Genomic DNA, 16838 nt, shown 5'->3' on the forward strand with positions numbered 1-16838 from the left:
ATGAAGACTTCAAAACCTTGGACATGGGTTCCATCGCTCTATTTTGCTGAGGGACTTCCCTATATTGCCGTAACCGTGCTGGCCATCGAAATCTACATGCAATTAGGATTGACCGACGCCGAAGTAACATTCTACACCTCTTGGCTCTATTTGCCGTGGGTCATCAAACCTTTTTGGAGCCCTTTTCTCGACCTATACAAGACGAAACGCTGGTGGATAACGGCCATGCAGTTGCTGTTGGGAGCTGCCTTTGCGGGCGTGGCTTTCACCATTCAGGCCTCGTGGTGGCTGCAGGGAAGCATCTGTTTCTTTTGGATGATGGCCTTTTCGAGTGCCACACACGATGTAGCGGCCGACGGGTTCTATATGATGGGACTCAATCAGCACGACCAAGCTTTCTTCGTAGGCATACGAAGCACATTCTATCGCCTTTCGATGATTGTCGGAAAGGGAGTCTTGATTATGATAGCCGGAGTGCTTCAGGTGATGTTCCGCTATCAGATCAAGTTCTCTTGGAGCCTTATTTTCTATGGTCTTACCGGGCTTTTCATGGCTTTTTATCTCTATCACAACTACATCTTGCCGCGGCCGAAAGAGGATATCGACCATAAAGAGAAGCGGCAGGCCAAGGCGATATTGTATGAGTTCTTGATGACATTCGACACGTTTTTCAAGAAAAAGCAACGATTTGCGGCAATCGCCTTCATGCTCTTCTTCCGTCTTCCCGAAGCTTTGCTGAACCCCGTCTCGCAACTCTTTCTGCAAGCTCGGCCGGGTAAGGGAGGATTAGGGCTGTCGCCGCAGGAGTTCGGACTGGTCAACGGAACTGTCGGTGTGGTCGGACTGTTGGCGGGAGGCGTCATCGGCGGACTGCTTGCAAGTCGCGACGGACTGAAACGCTGGTTGTGGCCGATGACCTGCGCTATCACCATTCCCAACATCGCCTATGTGTATCTGGCTTATGCGATGCCCGAGAACCTGATGACCATCAATGCGTGCGTGTTCCTCGAGAATTTCGGCTACGGTTTCGGCTTCAGTGCCTACATGCTCTTCATGATTTATTTCAGTCAAGGGCAGCACAAGACCTCGCACTATGCTTTGTGTACGGGCTTCATGGCCCTTTCGATGATGCTTCCCGGACTCTTTGCGGGCGCTTTGGCGCAGGCCGTGGGCTACCGAATGTTCTTCATCATCGTCATGTTGAGTTGTCTGCTGCCCTTCGCCGTGGCTTCTTTCCTCGATATCGATCCCCATTTCGGAAAGAAAGACGTAGAAGAAGACGTTTGATTTCAACGTTTTCCTTCTTCCAAGTCCTTGACTGTTTGGAAACAAGATGCTTGGTAATGTGTTTTTATTCCAGCCGCATAACGACGCTATTTGGCTGTGAAGAAGTAGGGACGTACGGCTCGTACGTCCGTTCAAGGCGAATTTCCAAGTGCATGCACATGTTTGTTTGAGCGGACGTACGGGCCGTGCGTCCCTACATGCCTTGCAACAATCAACTTATTCACCCGTTTACTCGCCAACTGTCAATTGAAGGAGGAGCGGACGCACGAGCCGTGCGTCCCTACTTCCAGGCAAGCGGTTGCCCATATTCGTCGAACAGTTATTGTGAACCGTAAATTTTTATACGGGAAGAAATTTATTTTCTCCCGTATGCCCGTAAATTTTCTCCCGTAAAGAAATTTATTTCTTCCCGCAAAGAAATTTATTTTCTCCCGTATGAAAATTTATTTTCAACCGCAAGGAAATTTATTTCCTCCCGTATGAAAATTTATTTTCAACCGCATGAAACTTGAGTTTCAACCGCATGAAACTCGAATTTCATCCGTATGAAACTTGAGTTTCAACCGTATGAAACTTTATTTCAATGCGATTTCAGCAATATTGCAACACGATATCAGCTGTTTTGGCGCGCAATATCAGTCATTTCGCGCGCTAAAGTGGCTGAAATTGCGTCGCAAAATGGCTGGAATCAGAAACCGGAGTGCATGCTGCGGGAATTTATCCTCATGGATTGGCGGCCGTTGCTCATAAATTACGGCCAAAGTTTGCATATCTCGGAAAAAATAACGAATATTGCATGGCAAACAAACTTGCAGAAACAATATTCAAATCTGATTGAAAACATGAAATATCTATTGGTATCCGACATTCACGGCTCGCTCCCTGCGCTGGAGAAAGTGATTGACTTCTATCGCCAACAGCATTGCGATATGATGTGCATCATGGGCGATATCCTGAATTACGGGCCCCGGAACGGTCTGCCGGAAGGACTCAATCCCAAGGCCATAGCCGAGCGGCTGAATGCCATGGCCGACGAAATCGTGGCCGTCAGAGGGAATTGCGACTCGGAGGTAGACCAGATGTTGCTCGACTTTCCCATTCTTCAAGACTATGTGTTGCTCGTCGATAACGGCCGTAAGTTGCTGCTTACACACGGTCATATCTACCATAAAGACCACCTGCCGCACGGTCGTTTCGACGCTGTTGTCTATGGGCACACGCATCTTTGGGAGCTTCAACGGACCGAAGAAACGGTGATATGCAACACGGGGTCGGTCACTTTTCCGAAAGGAGGGAACCCGCCTACATTGGGAACTTATGAGGACGGGCGCATAAGAATGTTCCGGCTCGACGGCAAGCTGCTAAAGGAAATCGACCTTTAGCATCGGGAAAACGCCCCGAAAGGGCTTTGAAAGCAAAGCCTTTATCCTTTCAAGGCGATGTTGTAGTTGTAATATTCCGATACGCCCGTGATGTCTTTGACGACCTTGATGAACGGGGGAAAGTTCACAGACTCTTGCTCTGTGATGCCTTTCGTCTCTAAAATCGTCAGCCCGCTGACCGGTTTCAGAAAGTTGTCCAGCTCGAAATACTGCCCTTTCCAGATGAAACTCTTGCGCGTTTTCTGTATTGTCTTACGGTAAGGGTCGGCCTGCTGTAACAACGACGTATAGAGGTTGCTGCTGATTTGGCGTTCGGTTTCGAGCTGTTCTGAGTTTGAAATGTTCTTTTTCGTGGTGTGCACATAGACATATTTGCCCTGCCAGCCGCGGCGACGTAAGCGTACTTCGCACCCCGGTTCAGCCACCAAATAGGTCTGCGTGATTTCGCTTTCGATGCAATTCGGGATTTCTCCCGTCAGTTCGACAATGTATTTCCGTTCTTCAACGATAGGCTGGGGTATGCCCAAGACGCTCGATATCTCTTTCAACACGCGATGCAACTTGTTGTTGAAGTCTTCATGATTGTTGATTACACGCAAATGAGGATGCCCGGTCCATGCATCAATCACCTTTTTGTCAAGCAGCCGGGCCATTTCCAAGCCCTCCGTGCGTTGCTTGTTATTGGTTGTTGTATAGAATTTCTCGGCACCATCTGCCGCCGAAACAAGATGCAGCACGGCATCGTAACGCTGGTCTCGCAATGCCGTCGTGTTGGTTCCCACAGCCTTTGTGATGGTATCCCACGTTTCTGGGGACATATAGGCCGAGATGTCCATTGCCCCGCGGTCGCAGATAATTATAACCGGCTCCTCACATTGCTCTGCCATGCGCTGAAACTTGTCTTCCAAAGCCAGCTGTACTTCGAGCGTTGCCTTTTCGCCTTCATAGAAGAGCTTGCGGTTTGTTGTCAGATAGTCCATACCCGACTGGCTGAACATCGTCGGAACCTCGGGAATAGTGAATACCTTATAGCCGAGACTTGAGAAATGCTCGATAACCTTGACTAAAGCCGTTGTCTTTCCGGCGCAAGGGCCACCGGTGAGGACGATTTTCTTAATGCTGTTTATCATGTTTCGCTGTATCAAATTTGGGAACAAGGCCTGAGAAAGCCCGCTTAAAGCAGGTCTTCAGGCTGTTCTACGCGAACGATTGCGTACCTCTTTGGCTTTGACAAGCTCCGGGTGACTGTCTATGTAATGCTGACGATACTGTCGTGGAGTCATGCCTTTGAAGCGAAAGAATGCCCCATAGAAACTCTGACGATTGGCAAACCCCACCATTGCACCGATATCAGCAACGCGTAACTTCAGATAACGTGGGTCTACGAGCATCGACATAGCCTCGTTGATACGCTGTGCATTGACTAAACCGCAGTAGTTCGTATGAAAACGCTCCGCACAAACTGCCGAAATGTAGCGCACATTGGTTCCTAAATCCTCGGCCATCTGCTTGGCAGAGTAATCTTTATCCTTGTATTTCTGCTCGATAATGATTTTCCTGCTGATTTCTTCTTGCAACGTATCCTTGACGTTTGCACTCATCATGACACGATAAACGGTTGACCGTTTCTGCTTTTCTGTTATGTTATACTTAGCCATCTTCTGTATATGTTTTGTAGATTAATGCTATTCTGACATACAATCCGTATATCAATTTTATTATAAATCTTATTTCGCGTCGCAAAATTAATAAGAAAAAAAGAAAAACAGGCAAGATAGGATACAAAAAAACTGAAAGATGGTCAATCTTTCAGTTCTTTATATGATGTAAGACGGTAGAGAAATGCTTAGTCTGCCGTGTTGGTATCTTCTTTCTTCTTACGGATACTGCGCTTTGCACGCTTCGGTTTTTCTTCTGAAATCGACTTTTCTGACTTGATACCGGCTAACTCCGGATCAACCATGATACGCCCGCAATATTCGCAAACGATGATTTTCTTATGTATTTTAATATCTAATTGACGCTGTGGAGGTATCTTATTGAAACAACCGCCGCATGCATCACGCTGAACGTAGACAATACCGAGGCCATTGCGGGCGTTCTTACGAATTCGTTTGAAGCTGGTCAGTAACCGGGGCTCTATCTTTGTCTCCAGTTCCTTTGCCTTTTCTTTCAGTTTTTCTTCTTCTTCACGAGTCTCCTGCATGATTTCATCCAGTTCATCGCGCTTTTCGCTGAGGGCTTCTTCGCGTTCCTTGATAGCCTGTTGCGTCTGCTCTAAATCGCTCTTGCATTCTTCTATCTTGATAGCAGCCTCTTTAATCTTCTTGTTGCAAAGTTCGATTTCCAGCGATTGAAACTCGATTTCTTTTGTCAGTGTGTCGTATTCGCGATTGTTCTTCACATCGTCCAACTGGCTTTTATAGCGTTCAACGCTGGCTTGTGCTTCAGCAATATCTCGTTGTTTCTGCGTAACGGCGTTTTGAAAATCGGTTATTTCATTCTGTATTTTTTCCATACGTATGTTCAACCCCTCGAGTTCGTCTTCTAAATCCTGAACCTCCAAGGGGAGTTCGCCACGTAATGCTTTCTTTTCGTCAATGCTACTCAACGTTGTTTGCAGTTGATAGAGTGTCTTCAACTTCTCTTCAACGGATAAATCTGTAGGGTTTTTTCTTGCCATATTCTGTTATAAATAAATGATGGGATTGGTATTGATTTCCGTGAGAACGCATCTCGCACCGGAACACCGCTCCTCTATGATTGATTTAAATATTTCGTTTGTAAACTGTTCACTCTGATAATGCCCGATAACAGCTATCTGTATTTCCTGATCGTGACCAAAGAACTCATGATAGTGCATCTCTCCTGTTATGAAAGCATCTGCACCTGTCTCGATAGCATCATGCAGTAAGAACGAACCAGCACCACCACATATCGCAATTGTACGAATAGGGCGACAAAGAAGTTGATTACATTGAATGCATTCCGCATCAAAACGCTTCTTCAACATCATTACAAAGTCATCAGCCGCCAATTCTTCATGGACTTCACCCACGACACCATCGCCCCCTTCGATGCCATTGACGAGAACCTGTTTACCAAAGAAACGCAGATTCCTTAGTCCAAGTTTCTCGGCTATCTTATAGTTTACACCACCCTTGGCACTATCCATATTCGTATGCATGGACACAATGGTGATGTGATGCTCTATCGCTTGACGTACCGTAATCTGCACTTCGTTTTCATCAGCAATGCGTTTCAGCTTATGAAAGATAAGCGGATGATGGGAAACAATAAGATTACATCCCTTTACAATCGCTTCATCAACGACTTTAGGGGTCACATCAAGACACAATAAAGCCCCTGAGAGTTCCACATCTGTTAATCCAATTTGCAGACCGGCATTGTCATAGTCTGCCTGCAATGGCAGAGGTGCGAATTGTTCAAGGGCACCAATTACTTCCTTTATCTTCATGCTATGCACAAAATATGGTTACAAAGATAGTGATTTTATCAGATTTTATAAAGGTAGCATGATGTTGTTTAACGTTTTTTACCAGTCCGATAAATCTGTTTTTGCCTCTATTTTTGTCTCTATCGTGTCCGGGAGCGAAGAAAAGAAATCAATACCGGTAATGCGTTCGATTTGATCTACCGAATTAACATAATCACCTTTCGGTCTATTTCCTGATTTGTTTTTATAGATAAAGCCAATTGCTTTTATCGTTCCTTCCATACAAAGAATCACTTTGAAAAAAGCATCGGGCACCACAACCTTGGACTTGCCTATCGTTTTGTGTTTCTGATGATAGAGAATCGGGCCGGCAACGATATAGATGCTGCCATATACTTTGGCCCATTTCCGGCATTGCTTCTCCATTTCATTCCAATCACCAACATTCAAACCGTGGTCTTGCGGACAAACATTGGTGAGTAGAAACGACTGTTCCTGTGCGCGTCGACTCCATTTATTGTCAGCCGAAGGACACATATGGCCACGATCATAACCACTTCTGCTGTAATCAAAAGTCGTTACTCTCACGCCTTTTGCTTCAATATCCTCCTGAAATCCAATGCCTTCACGCTTGTAAGGGCCGGTCGTATGCTGTGCTTTCAGGTGCCATGCCACCCAATTTGGAATGTGTGTTTCATAGTTATAGGAGACGATATAGCCCTCTCTTTTTAGGATTTGGGAGGGTTCTCCTTGTGGAACATTTTGTATTAGTAATCGTTCATCAGTAATTGTAGTAAAAGTACTCTTTGTCAGGTGTACTTTTGTTGTAAGATGCTTCTTTCTATTAACTTCAATGCCACCATTATATTTGCTATTGTTCTTCAGGAAATTACAGTTTCCCTTAGCTAAGTTGCAGGTTACTGTTCCAATAAGAAATATAAGAAAAGGAATATATACAGGGAAATGCTTTTTCATTCTTCAGTTTCGTTTATCTGTTTCTGGGTGCTCAACTTGCCATACTCGTCAAAGGTATAGCGTTTGGTAAGCACTAATGTCAACAACAAGGCCAAAGGTGAGGCTGCTAACATCACAGCGAGAGCCAATAATTCTATGAGGATAGCCGAATAAACATCGGCACCAGCTAACAGCATTGCCCACATAACAGCTGGTGTAACACCTATTATTATATATGTCATACGGCCTAAGGAAGGAAGCATATTACGCTCCAAAGACCGCTTAATAAAGTATTTGACAGCCTGATGATGACTAGCTCCATTACCCAAAAGATTGTAAAAAAGCGCGCAATGATTGCGCAATCCGGCATAATAAGTATCCAAAGCCTTAGCATTACTCTCTATTATACCACCAATAATAAAGCCAGTAATCGGAATAAAATAACGTGTATCGAATGGATTCCCTGTTGAGAAAACAGCCATGATAACGAGAATTCCAATGATGAAAGTTACTATAAGTGTAGAAAAAAAAGCTGGGATAAAATACCTTTTCATGCTCAATTTTGCTCTGCTAACAGTCACGACAGAGGTTAAAAGTGACAAGAATATCACCCAAAGAATATTGAGTATGACATTATTCAGACGGAAAACGAACTCCAACATGATGCCCGTAACCGCAAGATAGCCCACAGCCTTTGTGATTGCCATGGCGAACTTTCGCTGTAAATTCAGCTTGTAAAAATAAATCAGATACACAGGGATACATAGTAATATCACAAGGATACAAATACCCATAAAACCAATATTCATCGTCTTCTCTATAATCATTGCGGTTCTAACAGCGTTTTATCACACAGTTCTTTCACTTCTTCATCTTCAGTTGCAATAATAATCATTCCACCAGAGGCCGTATATTGTCTGAGGTAAACTATTATTTCAGGTGTCACGGCCCCTCGTATTTGATCAATAATGATGTAATTACTGCTCTTCATTACAGCCACAACCATCATCATTTGTTGCAAGACCATCTGCGAAACAGACGATATGGCCTGCTCCCATAGATTTCCCTTGATTCCTATCTTATTCCATTCCTCCTCGATTTTGTCTTTTGTCAGAGATTTGTCTATTGTCATCATCTGCATCATCTCGCCGATTGTAATCGAAGGGAACTGAAGTTCATGAGGAACATAGGCTGCATGTGCTCTGAAATAAGCAGCGGAACGGCTGTCTACGACATCTCCATCAATAGAAAAAAAACCAGATTTGAGAGGCTGTAAGCCTAATAGCGTGTGTATGATTGCCTGTCGTTTTTCATCATGCCAAGCATAAATGCACAGCATTTCTCCTGCTTCTACCATAAAATTAATGCCGGCTACAGTCTTGGAGTACTCGACTCCACTCAAAACCCCATCTTTTATTTCCAACATTTCTCATCGCGTTTAATGGGGCAAAGGTACTGTTTTTTATCCAAAAAATCAATAATTAGAGAAAAAACAGTTATTTTTGTAGGCAGCAATACGAATGATGATAGCACAATATGACAAATAATAACTTCATGCTTCTTGCTGAATGGGCACCGCAACGTGGCATTCAACTCACATGGCCGCATGCTGGAACAGATTGGAAACCTTATCTTGACGAGATAACAAAGACATTTGTCGAAATGGCAAGGGCCATTACATGTGACGAACGGCTTTATCTTATCTCACCGGAGGTACCTCAAACAAAGACCTTGCTTGAAAAGCAACTGACAGACGACCAACTTGCCAATATCACATTCTATCAAATAGATTCTAATGACACATGGGCACGTGACCACGGAGCCATCACACTGACAAACGGAACTGAAGCTCGCTATCTTGACTTCAAATTCAACGGCTGGGGTGAGAAGTTTGAGTGGCAAAAAGATAATGTCATCACAGCAAACATGGCCGGACTTGGCGCTTTCGATGGTGTAGTTGAAGACCACACAGACTTTGTCTTGGAGGGCGGAAGTATTGAAAGCGACGGAAAAGGAACCATCTTCACCACTTCAAGCTGTCTTTTGGCTCCGCATCGAAACCAGCCTATGACACGTGCAGAGATAGAGGAAAGGCTACTTAAAACGTTGTATGCAGTGCGAATTGTGTGGATAGAACACGGCAAACTGGAAGGAGATGATACCGACGGGCATATAGATACGACGGTGCGACTTGCGCCTGACGACACCTTATTATATATATATAGTGATGAGAACGATGAACATTTTACCGACTTTCAAGCTATGGAAAATCAGTTGAAGGCTCTCCGCACACTCGAAGACAAGCCCTATCGACTGCTTCGCCTGCCATTTCCCGAAGCCATTTATGATAATGGAGTGCGACTCCCGGCTACTTATGCCAACTTCGTAATCCTCAATCATAGCGTGCTTTGCCCTACATATGCGCAGCCGTATAGAGACGGGAGGGCTATGTCGCAGTTGCAAAAGGCCTTTCCCGGCCGTAAGATTATCGGCATTGATGCCCGAACGGTTATCCGTCAGCACGGTTCACTCCATTGTCTCACCATGCAATTCCCTAAGATATGAAAGAACTTAAAATAGGTTTCTTGCAGCAACATAATGTTTCTGATGCCTCTGTAAACATACAACGTTTATCTGAAGGCATTGCCGACTTGGCAACTCGCGGTGCACAACTCATCATACTGCAAGAACTCCACAACTCACTCTATTTCTGTCAGGTGGAAGACGTCAATAACTTTGATTTGGCGGAGCCTATACCCGGTCCATCAACAGACTTATATGGCGAACTTGCACGTCAATTCGGCGTAGTCATCGTCACATCTTTGTTTGAGAAGCGTGCTCCCGGACTCTATCACAACACGGCGGTCGTGATAGAAAAGGACGGAACGATTGCCGGAAAGTATCGTAAGATGCACATTCCCGATGACCCTGCCTACTACGAAAAGTTTTATTTCACACCCGGAGACCTCGGCTTTCGTCCCATCGAGACGAGCATAGGCAAGCTGGGTGTGCTGGTTTGTTGGGACCAATGGTACCCCGAAGCAGCCCGCTTGATGGCCTTACAAGGGGCAGAAATATTGATTTATCCCACAGCTATTGGGTATGAGAGCAGTGACACGCCCGACGAACAAGAGCGTCAGCGCGAGGCATGGACCACTGTTATGCGTGGTCATGCGGTTGCCAACGGACTGCCTGTCATTGCCGTGAACCGCGTTGGCCACGAACCCGACCCCAGCGGACAGACCAATGGTATCCAGTTTTGGGGCAGTAGTTTCGTAGCCGGGCCACAAGGCGAACTCCTTTACCGTGCGAGCAACGATAAGGAAGAGCGCATTGTCGTCAGTATCGACATGCATCACAGCGAGCAGGTGCGTCGTTGGTGGCCTTTCCTGCGCGACCGCCGCATCGATAGCTACACCGACATCACCCGCCGCTTCATCGATGAATGAGCAATGCGGGTAGAAGTGTAAGACACAGCAAGAATACACACTTTTAAGTATTGCCGCATACGTCTCCTTTCTGTAACTTTGATGCATCGTTTTACGACATTTTATTAAATCAGACACATATGGAAACAAAACAATTATCGGCTATTCCCGAAACGATGCTCATTCCGCTGTGGGCCAAGGCTACGGAAACAATCAACAACGGCGGACTGCTACACGACGAAACGGCCGTGGAGATATTCCAAAAGCTCGACTATGACTTCTCGAAATTCAAGAAAGCCACCATGTCGCAAGTGGGTTGCTGTGTTCGGGCAAACCTCATCGACCAAGAAACCAAGGCGTTCCTCAAGCAGCATCCCGATGCCGTCGTCATTCAATTGGGTGCAGGTATCGACGCACGCTATCAGCGGCTCGGCATGCCCACGGTCACCCATTGGTACGACCTCGACCTGAAAGAGACTATTGACCTGCGTCGCCAGCTCATTCCCGAGACCGAGAAGAACACCTATATAGCCCTCTCGATGTTCGACTATCAATGGATTGACACTGTCAAAGCCGCGGGAAAGCCCGTGTTGATTATTATCGAGGGCGTATTGATGTACTTTGAACCACAACTCGTAAAAGACTTTTTCATCACACTTTGCAACCGTTTCGACCGCGCAACCATTCTCATGGACATGCTCTCCTACATGCTTGTGAAGCACAACAAGCAACACGACGCGCTCAAAAAGATGGACAAGGAGGCCGAATTCAAATGGTCGGTGCTCCACACCGAGGAAATGGAGGCGTGGCATCCCAAACTACATCTTGGTAAAGAGTATTTCATGAGTGATTACACGCAGGGACGTTTCCCCCTCATAGCCCGTCTTGCCTATAGAATCCCTTATTTCTACAGGCACGGTAACCAACGTATCGTAAGGCTCGAAATCGAGTGAAGGCTCCGGAAGCCTGTCCTCTTGCAACCTGATATCAGTCATATCAGCGTGTAAAGTCAGCCTTATTGTGCCCCGATATCAGCCATTTTAGCGTGTAATATCAGCCATATTACGTGCTAAAATGGCTGATATTAGATTGCAATGGCAGATACAGTTTGTCTAAAGTAGGACTATACCATGTCTAAAGTAGGATTACACCATGTCTAAAGTAGGACTACATCTCATGTAAAGTAGGACTACATCATGTCTAAAGTAGGATTAGATGTTGTCTATAGTAAGTATAAACAATGTCTATGTTGGGAGTTGACGTCTCCGATATCGGTTGGAGTTGCCAATGAAGTTATGTTTATCGAACGACTCTATAGTGTATTTTTCGGTTCATTATTATCAGTTTTTGGCAACTATTTTATGTTTGTTTTATATCAAAGTTTCCAAAAACTTTTTGTAACTTGCTTATAATTAGTTGTTTTACATTAATTAACTCGTGAAAAGTTGTCTAAAAAGTACGCCGTAATGAAATTAATACTATCTTTGCAAAAGAAAAATATAATCAAAATATAACAATCAAAATGATACAGACGGTAGTAAAGCGAGACGGACGAATCGTTGGTTTTAACGAGCAAAAAATCATGGCAGCCATTCGTAAGGCCATGATGCATACCGATAAAGGTGAAGATGATGCCTTGGTACAAAAGATAACGGACCATATTAGTATTCACGGAAAGAGCCAGATGACCGTGGAAAAGATTCAGGATTCGGTGGAAATGGAGCTGATGAAGAGTGCACGTAAGGACGTAGCACAGAAGTATATCGCTTACAGAAACCAGCGGAGCATTGCCCGAAAGGCCAAGACGCGCGACGTGTTTATGGAGATAGTGAACATCAAGAACAATGATGTGACGCGCGAAAATGCCAACATGAATGCCGATACGCCGGCCGGAATGATGATGAAATTCGCTTCGGAAACGACGAAGCCGTTTGTAGATGACTACCTGTTGTCAGAGGAAGTGCGTGAGGCGGTGACCCATAATTATATCCATATCCATGACAAAGATTATTATCCGACAAAGAGTTTGACTTGCGTTCAGCACCCTTTAGACCACATATTAGAGTATGGTTTCGTGGCCGGTCATGGCTCTTCACGACCTGCTAAGCGCATAGAAACGGCAGCAGTTTTGGCTTGTATTTCGTTGGAGACCTGCCAAAACGAGATGCATGGTGGGCAGGCCATACCGGCTTTCGACTTCTATTTGGCTCCTTATGTGCGCAGTTCTTACATCGAGGAACTGAAAAACCTGGAGAAACTGACGGGCCGTGACCTCTCGGCATTGTATCATCAAGAGCTGGAAGACTATGTATTGAAGGAACTTGATGGCTTGGAAGGCGATGAACGTCTGCGCCAACATGCTGTGAACAAGACGGTGAACCGGGTGCATCAGGCCATGGAAGCCTTTATCCACAATATGAATACGATTCACAGCAGAGGTGGAAATCAGGTTGTTTTCTCGTCGATAAATTATGGAACGGATACTTCTGCCGAGGGACGTTGCATCATACGCGAGTTGTTGAAATCCACTTACGAGGGAGTTGGTAATGGAGAAACCGCTATATTCCCTATTCAGATTTGGAAGAAAAAGCGGGGTGTAAACTATCTTCGCGAAGATAGGAACTATGATCTTTATCAATTGGCTTGCAAAGTGACGGCCCGTAGATTCTTCCCGAACTTCCTTAATCTCGATGCCACGTTCAATCAAAACAGCAATTGGAAAGCCGACGACCCGGAACGTTATCTGTGGGAGGTGGCTACGATGGGATGTCGTACGCGCGTGTTTGAGAACCGCTTCGGTCCGAAGACGAGTGTGGCTCGTGGTAACTTGAGTTTTACGACAATCAACATCGTCAAGTTGGCCATCGAGTGCATGGAAATAGCCGGTAAGGAGGAGCGTATCAATGCTTTCTTTGCAAAGCTTGACCATATTTTGGAGGTGACAGCCAAGCAATTAGACGACCGTTTCCAGTTCCAAAAGACTGCGTTTGCCAAGCAATTCCCGTTGTTGATGACGAAACTTTGGATTGACTGCGACAAACTTCAGCCTACTGACACGATAGAAAGCGTGCTTAATCAAGGTACGTTGGGTATTGGCTTTATTGGATTGGCCGAATGTTTGAAAGCATTGGTGGGCAAGCATCACGGAGAAAGCGAAGAAGCACAAGCCTTGGGCTTGAAGATTATAACGTATATGCGTGACCGTGTGAATGATTTCTCAGAGCGTTACCAGCATAATTACAGTTTGTTGGCTACGCCGGCTGAGGGACTCTCGGGGCGTTTCACGAAGTTTGACCGTAAGCGTTTTGGTGTAATCGATGGAATTACCGACCGCGATTATTATACGAATTCAAACCATGTGCCTGTATATTATAAGTGTTCTGCGCTGCATAAAGCACAGATCGAGGCTCCTTATCATGATTTGACGCGCGGTGGACACATCTTCTATGTAGAAATTGATGGTGATGCAACGCATAATCCAGATGTCATTTCTGGTGTAGTGGATATGATGGATAAGTATAATATGGGCTATGGCAGTGTGAATCATAACCGCAACCGCTGTATGGACTGTGGTTATGAGAATGCCGAAGCTGAAATGGAATGCTGTCCGAAGTGTGGGAGCCGACATATTGATAGGTTGCAGCGCATTACGGGGTATCTTGTCGGAACAACCGACCGTTGGAACCAAGGAAAACTGGCCGAATTGAATGACCGGGTGACGCACATCGATAAGAAATGCAAGTAGAAAGCCAAGTTCTCTTTGCCTTATAAAGGCGAAGAGGGAGTTGGATTTATATATGAGTAATGATAAGTATATTGGAGATTGTGCACGACACAATGGTTGACGGGCCGGGGTTTCGCACTTCGATTTATTGTGCCGGATGTCCAAATGCCTGTTCGGGCTGTCATAATCCACAATCGTGGGATATCCGTCATGGCACATTAATGACGACCGATGCAATCATGAAAGAGATCGTTTCTGACCCTTTCGCCAATGTTACTTTTACAGGTGGTGATCCGATGTTCCAGCCTGAAGGCTTCTTAGAACTGGCAATGGCTATTAAACATGAGACGGAAAAGACGATATGGTGTTATAGTGGGTTCGTTTTTGAGAGTTTAATGAAAAAGGAAGTGTCATGTCGGTTGCTGGAGAACATTGATGTATTGGTGGATGGTCCTTTTATAGAGACTCAGAAAGATAATGATTTGATTTTCAGAGGAAGTCGAAATCAACGGTTGATAGATGTCAAACGCTCACTAAAGGAAAAAACTGTCGTGCTATTAAATTATAATCCAAAGGGGGATTTTCTATAAGGAAAAAATCAATATGTCTTAATTTGAAGTTGAATTCTCCGGATATTAGGCAAGAATATAGCTATAAATGAAGGCTTATTCTTGCTTGTTTTTGTTAAATTTCTTGATAGTCTGGGATATCGCCTAAATATAAATATTTTTGATAGTCATAATCCATTTTACAACAATAATGCTGAATGCCGTTTGAGACGATGAGATAGTCTACATGAAGAAGCATATTATAGGTTGTAATTTGATCGAACACTTTTTGAGTAATGGCGATATGAGGTGCCTTGTATTCTATGATGATACGTGGTTTGAGTTCTCTTGAATAAAGAACTGTGTCAGCTCGAAGAGTTTTATTGCCTATCTTAAGTCTTACTTCATTTGCCAAAAGGGTGGCGGGGTATCCTTTGTGATTAATCAAAAAATGAACGAAGTGTTGGCGTACCCATTCTTCTGGAGTAAGGGCAACATACTTACGACGTAAAATGTCGAAAATCGTTGGTTTGGTAGGCGTTCCGGATAACTTTATTTCGTAATCGGGTAGGTTTAATGGAATCATTTTATTATTTTTGCAGATAAAGAACAGGTTGATGAAAAAGACTTCCTTTTAGGATAAGTCTTTGTTTCTTGTTTTCTGCAAAGATAAACAATAAAAAATAAAATAGAGCGAAATGCCTGAAAAGAAAAATACAGGAACATCGTATGAAACGATAATGCGTGACTTAAAAGCACGTCATTTTTCACCTATATATATATTAATGGGTGACGAATCATATTATATTGATAAGATTTCTGATTATATTGCTGAACATGTATTGAGGCCGGAAGAACGTGATTTTAATCAAACCGTAGTGTTCGGCTCAGATATCTCAGCCTCACAAATCGTGGATTCGGCCAAAGCCTTTCCAATGATGGCCGAAAAACGGGTTGTGATAGTAAAAGAAGCACAGAATTTGAAAGGTACAGAGCCTTTAGTGAAGTATTTCAAGCAGCCGGTGGTTTCCACAGTTCTTGTCCTTTGTCACAAGAATGGAAGCATTGATAAAAGAAAGAAGATTATTCCAGCAGCACAGGTAGGTGGTGCGGTTATTTTTGAGAGTAAGAAGCTTTATGAGCGCGAATTGCCGGGTTTTATAACATCTTATTTCATGCAACATGAGATTACTATAGAGCAAAAGGCAGCCCAAATGATTGCAGATCATGTTGGGGCCGACTTACATAGATTAACTTCTGAGCTTGATAAGATTTTAATTTCTTTTTCTGAGGTTGATAGAATGGTAACTCCGGAAATTGTAGAAAAGGAAATTGGGGTTAGCAAAGATTTTAATGCTTTTGAATTACGAAGTGCTATTATTCAAAGAGACGTCTATAAGGCTAATTTAATTACGAAATATTTTGACAATAATCCCAAGGCAGGTTCCTTGTTTTCTTTTCTCCCAATGCTCTTTTCTTACTTTGAAAATTTGATGATTGCATTTTATTCACCAAACCGAAGTAATGAAAATGCGCTTGTACAATTTTTGGAATTACGAAATGGATGGGCTGCAAAAGACTACCTTACTGGGCTGCGAAATTACTCGGGAATGAAAACGATGCAGATAATTTCAAAAATAAGAGAAATAGATGCCAAAAGTAAGGGGTTAGATAATCCAAATACAGCTTCAAGTGAGTTAATGAAGGAACTTATTTTCTTCATTTTGCATTAAATGTGGCTTTTTTAATGCTATTTTTTTCTAGATTGAGTGCTCTTGTAGAGCACTTTTTTTATGGTAATCTCCGATAAATAAACGTTTACCATAGTTTTTCCCCCTCTAAAACTCGCGTATTTTCAGCAAAGAAATCCCTTATCAAGAATATGTGAATTATGTTATTTTTTATCGATTTAGCACACTATGATTTTGAGATTAGTTTTTATTAACGTTTTGTATTCTGAAACTTCGGAAACAAAAACCAAAAGCCCTGAATATTATTTTAGATATGTAAACGTAGAATGCTCGTTTATAAATAATTCTTTTTTATCAGAATAAAGAT

Annotated in this window: 16 protein-coding genes; 8 read left to right on the forward strand and 8 right to left on the reverse strand. The window is 43.8% G+C overall.

All coding sequences use genetic code 11. The features are described from left to right. Both HMPREF9944_RS00695 and yfcE read left to right on the forward strand, forming a co-directional pair. Positions 1-1287 carry an MFS transporter gene (locus HMPREF9944_RS00695; RefSeq protein ID WP_008563744.1) on the forward strand — a complete coding sequence of 429 codons (1287 nt, stop codon included), beginning with the start codon at positions 1-3 and terminating at the stop codon, positions 1285-1287. 842 nt (positions 1288-2129) lie between these two features. Beyond that, complete coding sequence (yfcE, locus tag HMPREF9944_RS00700; RefSeq protein ID WP_044113211.1) at positions 2130-2669, forward strand: phosphodiesterase; 540 nt, start codon at positions 2130-2132, stop codon at positions 2667-2669. 41 nt (positions 2670-2710) lie between these two features. Here the strand turns inward: yfcE and HMPREF9944_RS00705 are convergent, their stop codons facing one another. From HMPREF9944_RS00705 to HMPREF9944_RS00735, 7 genes are all read right to left on the reverse strand, one after another. Beyond that, positions 2711-3796 carry an ATP/GTP-binding protein gene (locus HMPREF9944_RS00705; RefSeq protein ID WP_081475804.1) on the reverse strand — a complete coding sequence of 362 codons (1086 nt, stop codon included), beginning with the start codon at positions 3794-3796 and terminating at the stop codon, positions 2711-2713. A gap of 60 nt (positions 3797-3856) precedes the next feature. Next, on the reverse strand, positions 3857-4327 hold the full coding sequence (locus tag HMPREF9944_RS00710; protein WP_008563748.1) for a helix-turn-helix domain-containing protein: 471 nt from the start codon (positions 4325-4327) through the stop codon (positions 3857-3859). 188 nt (positions 4328-4515) lie between these two features. Next, positions 4516-5352 carry a zinc ribbon domain-containing protein gene (locus HMPREF9944_RS00715; RefSeq protein WP_008563749.1) on the reverse strand — a complete coding sequence of 279 codons (837 nt, stop codon included), beginning with the start codon at positions 5350-5352 and terminating at the stop codon, positions 4516-4518. 6 nt (positions 5353-5358) lie between these two features. Continuing rightward, on the reverse strand, positions 5359-6147 hold the full coding sequence (locus HMPREF9944_RS00720; protein WP_008563751.1) for a Nif3-like dinuclear metal center hexameric protein: 789 nt from the start codon (positions 6145-6147) through the stop codon (positions 5359-5361). Between the two features lie 78 nt (positions 6148-6225). After that, positions 6226-7101 (reverse strand): DNA/RNA non-specific endonuclease, encoded by an 876-nt coding sequence (locus HMPREF9944_RS00725; RefSeq protein ID WP_008563753.1) that lies wholly within the window; start codon positions 7099-7101, stop codon positions 6226-6228. After that, on the reverse strand, positions 7098-7889 hold the full coding sequence (locus HMPREF9944_RS00730; protein ID WP_172633969.1) for an ABC transporter permease: 792 nt from the start codon (positions 7887-7889) through the stop codon (positions 7098-7100). The genes HMPREF9944_RS00725 and HMPREF9944_RS00730 overlap by 4 nt, the downstream gene beginning before the upstream one ends. Before the next feature lie 14 nt (positions 7890-7903). After that, positions 7904-8506 carry a P-loop NTPase family protein gene (locus HMPREF9944_RS00735; RefSeq protein WP_008563755.1) on the reverse strand — a complete coding sequence of 201 codons (603 nt, stop codon included), beginning with the start codon at positions 8504-8506 and terminating at the stop codon, positions 7904-7906. 110 nt (positions 8507-8616) lie between these two features. Between HMPREF9944_RS00735 and HMPREF9944_RS00740 the strand changes: the two genes are divergently transcribed. The 5 genes from HMPREF9944_RS00740 to nrdG all read left to right on the forward strand — a co-directional run bounded on the left by HMPREF9944_RS00740 (position 8617) and on the right by nrdG (position 14822). After that, positions 8617-9645, forward strand: a complete 1029-nt coding sequence (locus HMPREF9944_RS00740) for an agmatine deiminase family protein (protein ID WP_044113111.1) — start codon at positions 8617-8619, stop codon at positions 9643-9645. Continuing rightward, positions 9642-10529, forward strand: coding sequence for a carbon-nitrogen hydrolase (locus tag HMPREF9944_RS00745; RefSeq protein WP_008563757.1), 888 nt, complete (start codon positions 9642-9644; stop codon positions 10527-10529). Before HMPREF9944_RS00740 ends, HMPREF9944_RS00745 begins: the two co-directional genes overlap by 4 nt. 119 nt (positions 10530-10648) lie before the next feature. Further along, the gene (locus HMPREF9944_RS00750; RefSeq protein WP_008563758.1) at positions 10649-11461 is read left to right on the forward strand and encodes a class I SAM-dependent methyltransferase; all 813 of its coding nucleotides are present in this window, start codon (positions 10649-10651) and stop codon (positions 11459-11461) included. A gap of 569 nt (positions 11462-12030) precedes the next feature. After that, positions 12031-14253, forward strand: coding sequence for an anaerobic ribonucleoside triphosphate reductase (locus HMPREF9944_RS00755; protein ID WP_008563759.1), 2223 nt, complete (start codon positions 12031-12033; stop codon positions 14251-14253). A gap of 59 nt (positions 14254-14312) precedes the next feature. After that, the gene (nrdG, locus tag HMPREF9944_RS00760) at positions 14313-14822 is read left to right on the forward strand and encodes an anaerobic ribonucleoside-triphosphate reductase activating protein (protein ID WP_008563760.1); all 510 of its coding nucleotides are present in this window, start codon (positions 14313-14315) and stop codon (positions 14820-14822) included. Positions 14823-14916: 94 nt separating this feature from the next. Here nrdG and HMPREF9944_RS00765 read toward each other — a convergent pair whose 3' ends face one another. After that, entirely contained in the window at positions 14917-15366 is a 450-nt protein-coding gene (locus tag HMPREF9944_RS00765) for a type I restriction enzyme HsdR N-terminal domain-containing protein (RefSeq protein ID WP_008563761.1), read from the reverse strand. A 112-nt stretch (positions 15367-15478) separates the two neighbouring features. On the opposite strand from HMPREF9944_RS00765, the gene holA reads away from it, so the two are divergent. Then, positions 15479-16513: a DNA polymerase III subunit delta gene (holA, locus tag HMPREF9944_RS00770; protein WP_008563762.1), complete on the forward strand. Its 1035-nt coding sequence runs from the start codon at positions 15479-15481 to the stop codon at positions 16511-16513. Positions 16514-16838: the final 325 nt, after the last annotated feature.

Source organism: Segatella maculosa OT 289, assembly GCF_000243015.1.
Lineage (GTDB): Bacteria > Bacteroidota > Bacteroidia > Bacteroidales > Bacteroidaceae > Prevotella > Prevotella maculosa.

Excerpts from the sequence above, each read along its gene's own strand:
- HMPREF9944_RS00710 (WP_008563748.1), bottom strand. The coding sequence starts at position 4,327 with ATGGCTAAGTATAACATAACAGAAAAGCAGAAACGGTCAACCGTTTAT.
- yfcE (WP_044113211.1), top strand. The coding sequence starts at position 2,130 with ATGAAATATCTATTGGTATCCGACATTCACGGCTCGCTCCCTGCGCTG.
- HMPREF9944_RS00740 (WP_044113111.1), top strand. The coding sequence starts at position 8,617 with ATGACAAATAATAACTTCATGCTTCTTGCTGAATGGGCACCGCAACGT.
- HMPREF9944_RS00735 (WP_008563755.1), bottom strand. The coding sequence starts at position 8,506 with ATGTTGGAAATAAAAGATGGGGTTTTGAGTGGAGTCGAGTACTCCAAG.
- HMPREF9944_RS00765 (WP_008563761.1), bottom strand. The coding sequence starts at position 15,366 with ATGATTCCATTAAACCTACCCGATTACGAAATAAAGTTATCCGGAACG.
- HMPREF9944_RS00720 (WP_008563751.1), bottom strand. The coding sequence starts at position 6,147 with ATGAAGATAAAGGAAGTAATTGGTGCCCTTGAACAATTCGCACCTCTG.
- nrdG (WP_008563760.1), top strand. The coding sequence starts at position 14,313 with ATGATAAGTATATTGGAGATTGTGCACGACACAATGGTTGACGGGCCG.
- HMPREF9944_RS00725 (WP_008563753.1), bottom strand. The coding sequence starts at position 7,101 with ATGAAAAAGCATTTCCCTGTATATATTCCTTTTCTTATATTTCTTATT.
- holA (WP_008563762.1), top strand. The coding sequence starts at position 15,479 with ATGCCTGAAAAGAAAAATACAGGAACATCGTATGAAACGATAATGCGT.
- HMPREF9944_RS00755 (WP_008563759.1), top strand. The coding sequence starts at position 12,031 with ATGATACAGACGGTAGTAAAGCGAGACGGACGAATCGTTGGTTTTAAC.
- HMPREF9944_RS00745 (WP_008563757.1), top strand. The coding sequence starts at position 9,642 with ATGAAAGAACTTAAAATAGGTTTCTTGCAGCAACATAATGTTTCTGAT.
- HMPREF9944_RS00750 (WP_008563758.1), top strand. The coding sequence starts at position 10,649 with ATGGAAACAAAACAATTATCGGCTATTCCCGAAACGATGCTCATTCCG.
- HMPREF9944_RS00730 (WP_172633969.1), bottom strand. The coding sequence starts at position 7,889 with ATGAATATTGGTTTTATGGGTATTTGTATCCTTGTGATATTACTATGT.
- HMPREF9944_RS00715 (WP_008563749.1), bottom strand. The coding sequence starts at position 5,352 with ATGGCAAGAAAAAACCCTACAGATTTATCCGTTGAAGAGAAGTTGAAG.
- HMPREF9944_RS00695 (WP_008563744.1), top strand. The coding sequence starts at position 1 with ATGAAGACTTCAAAACCTTGGACATGGGTTCCATCGCTCTATTTTGCT.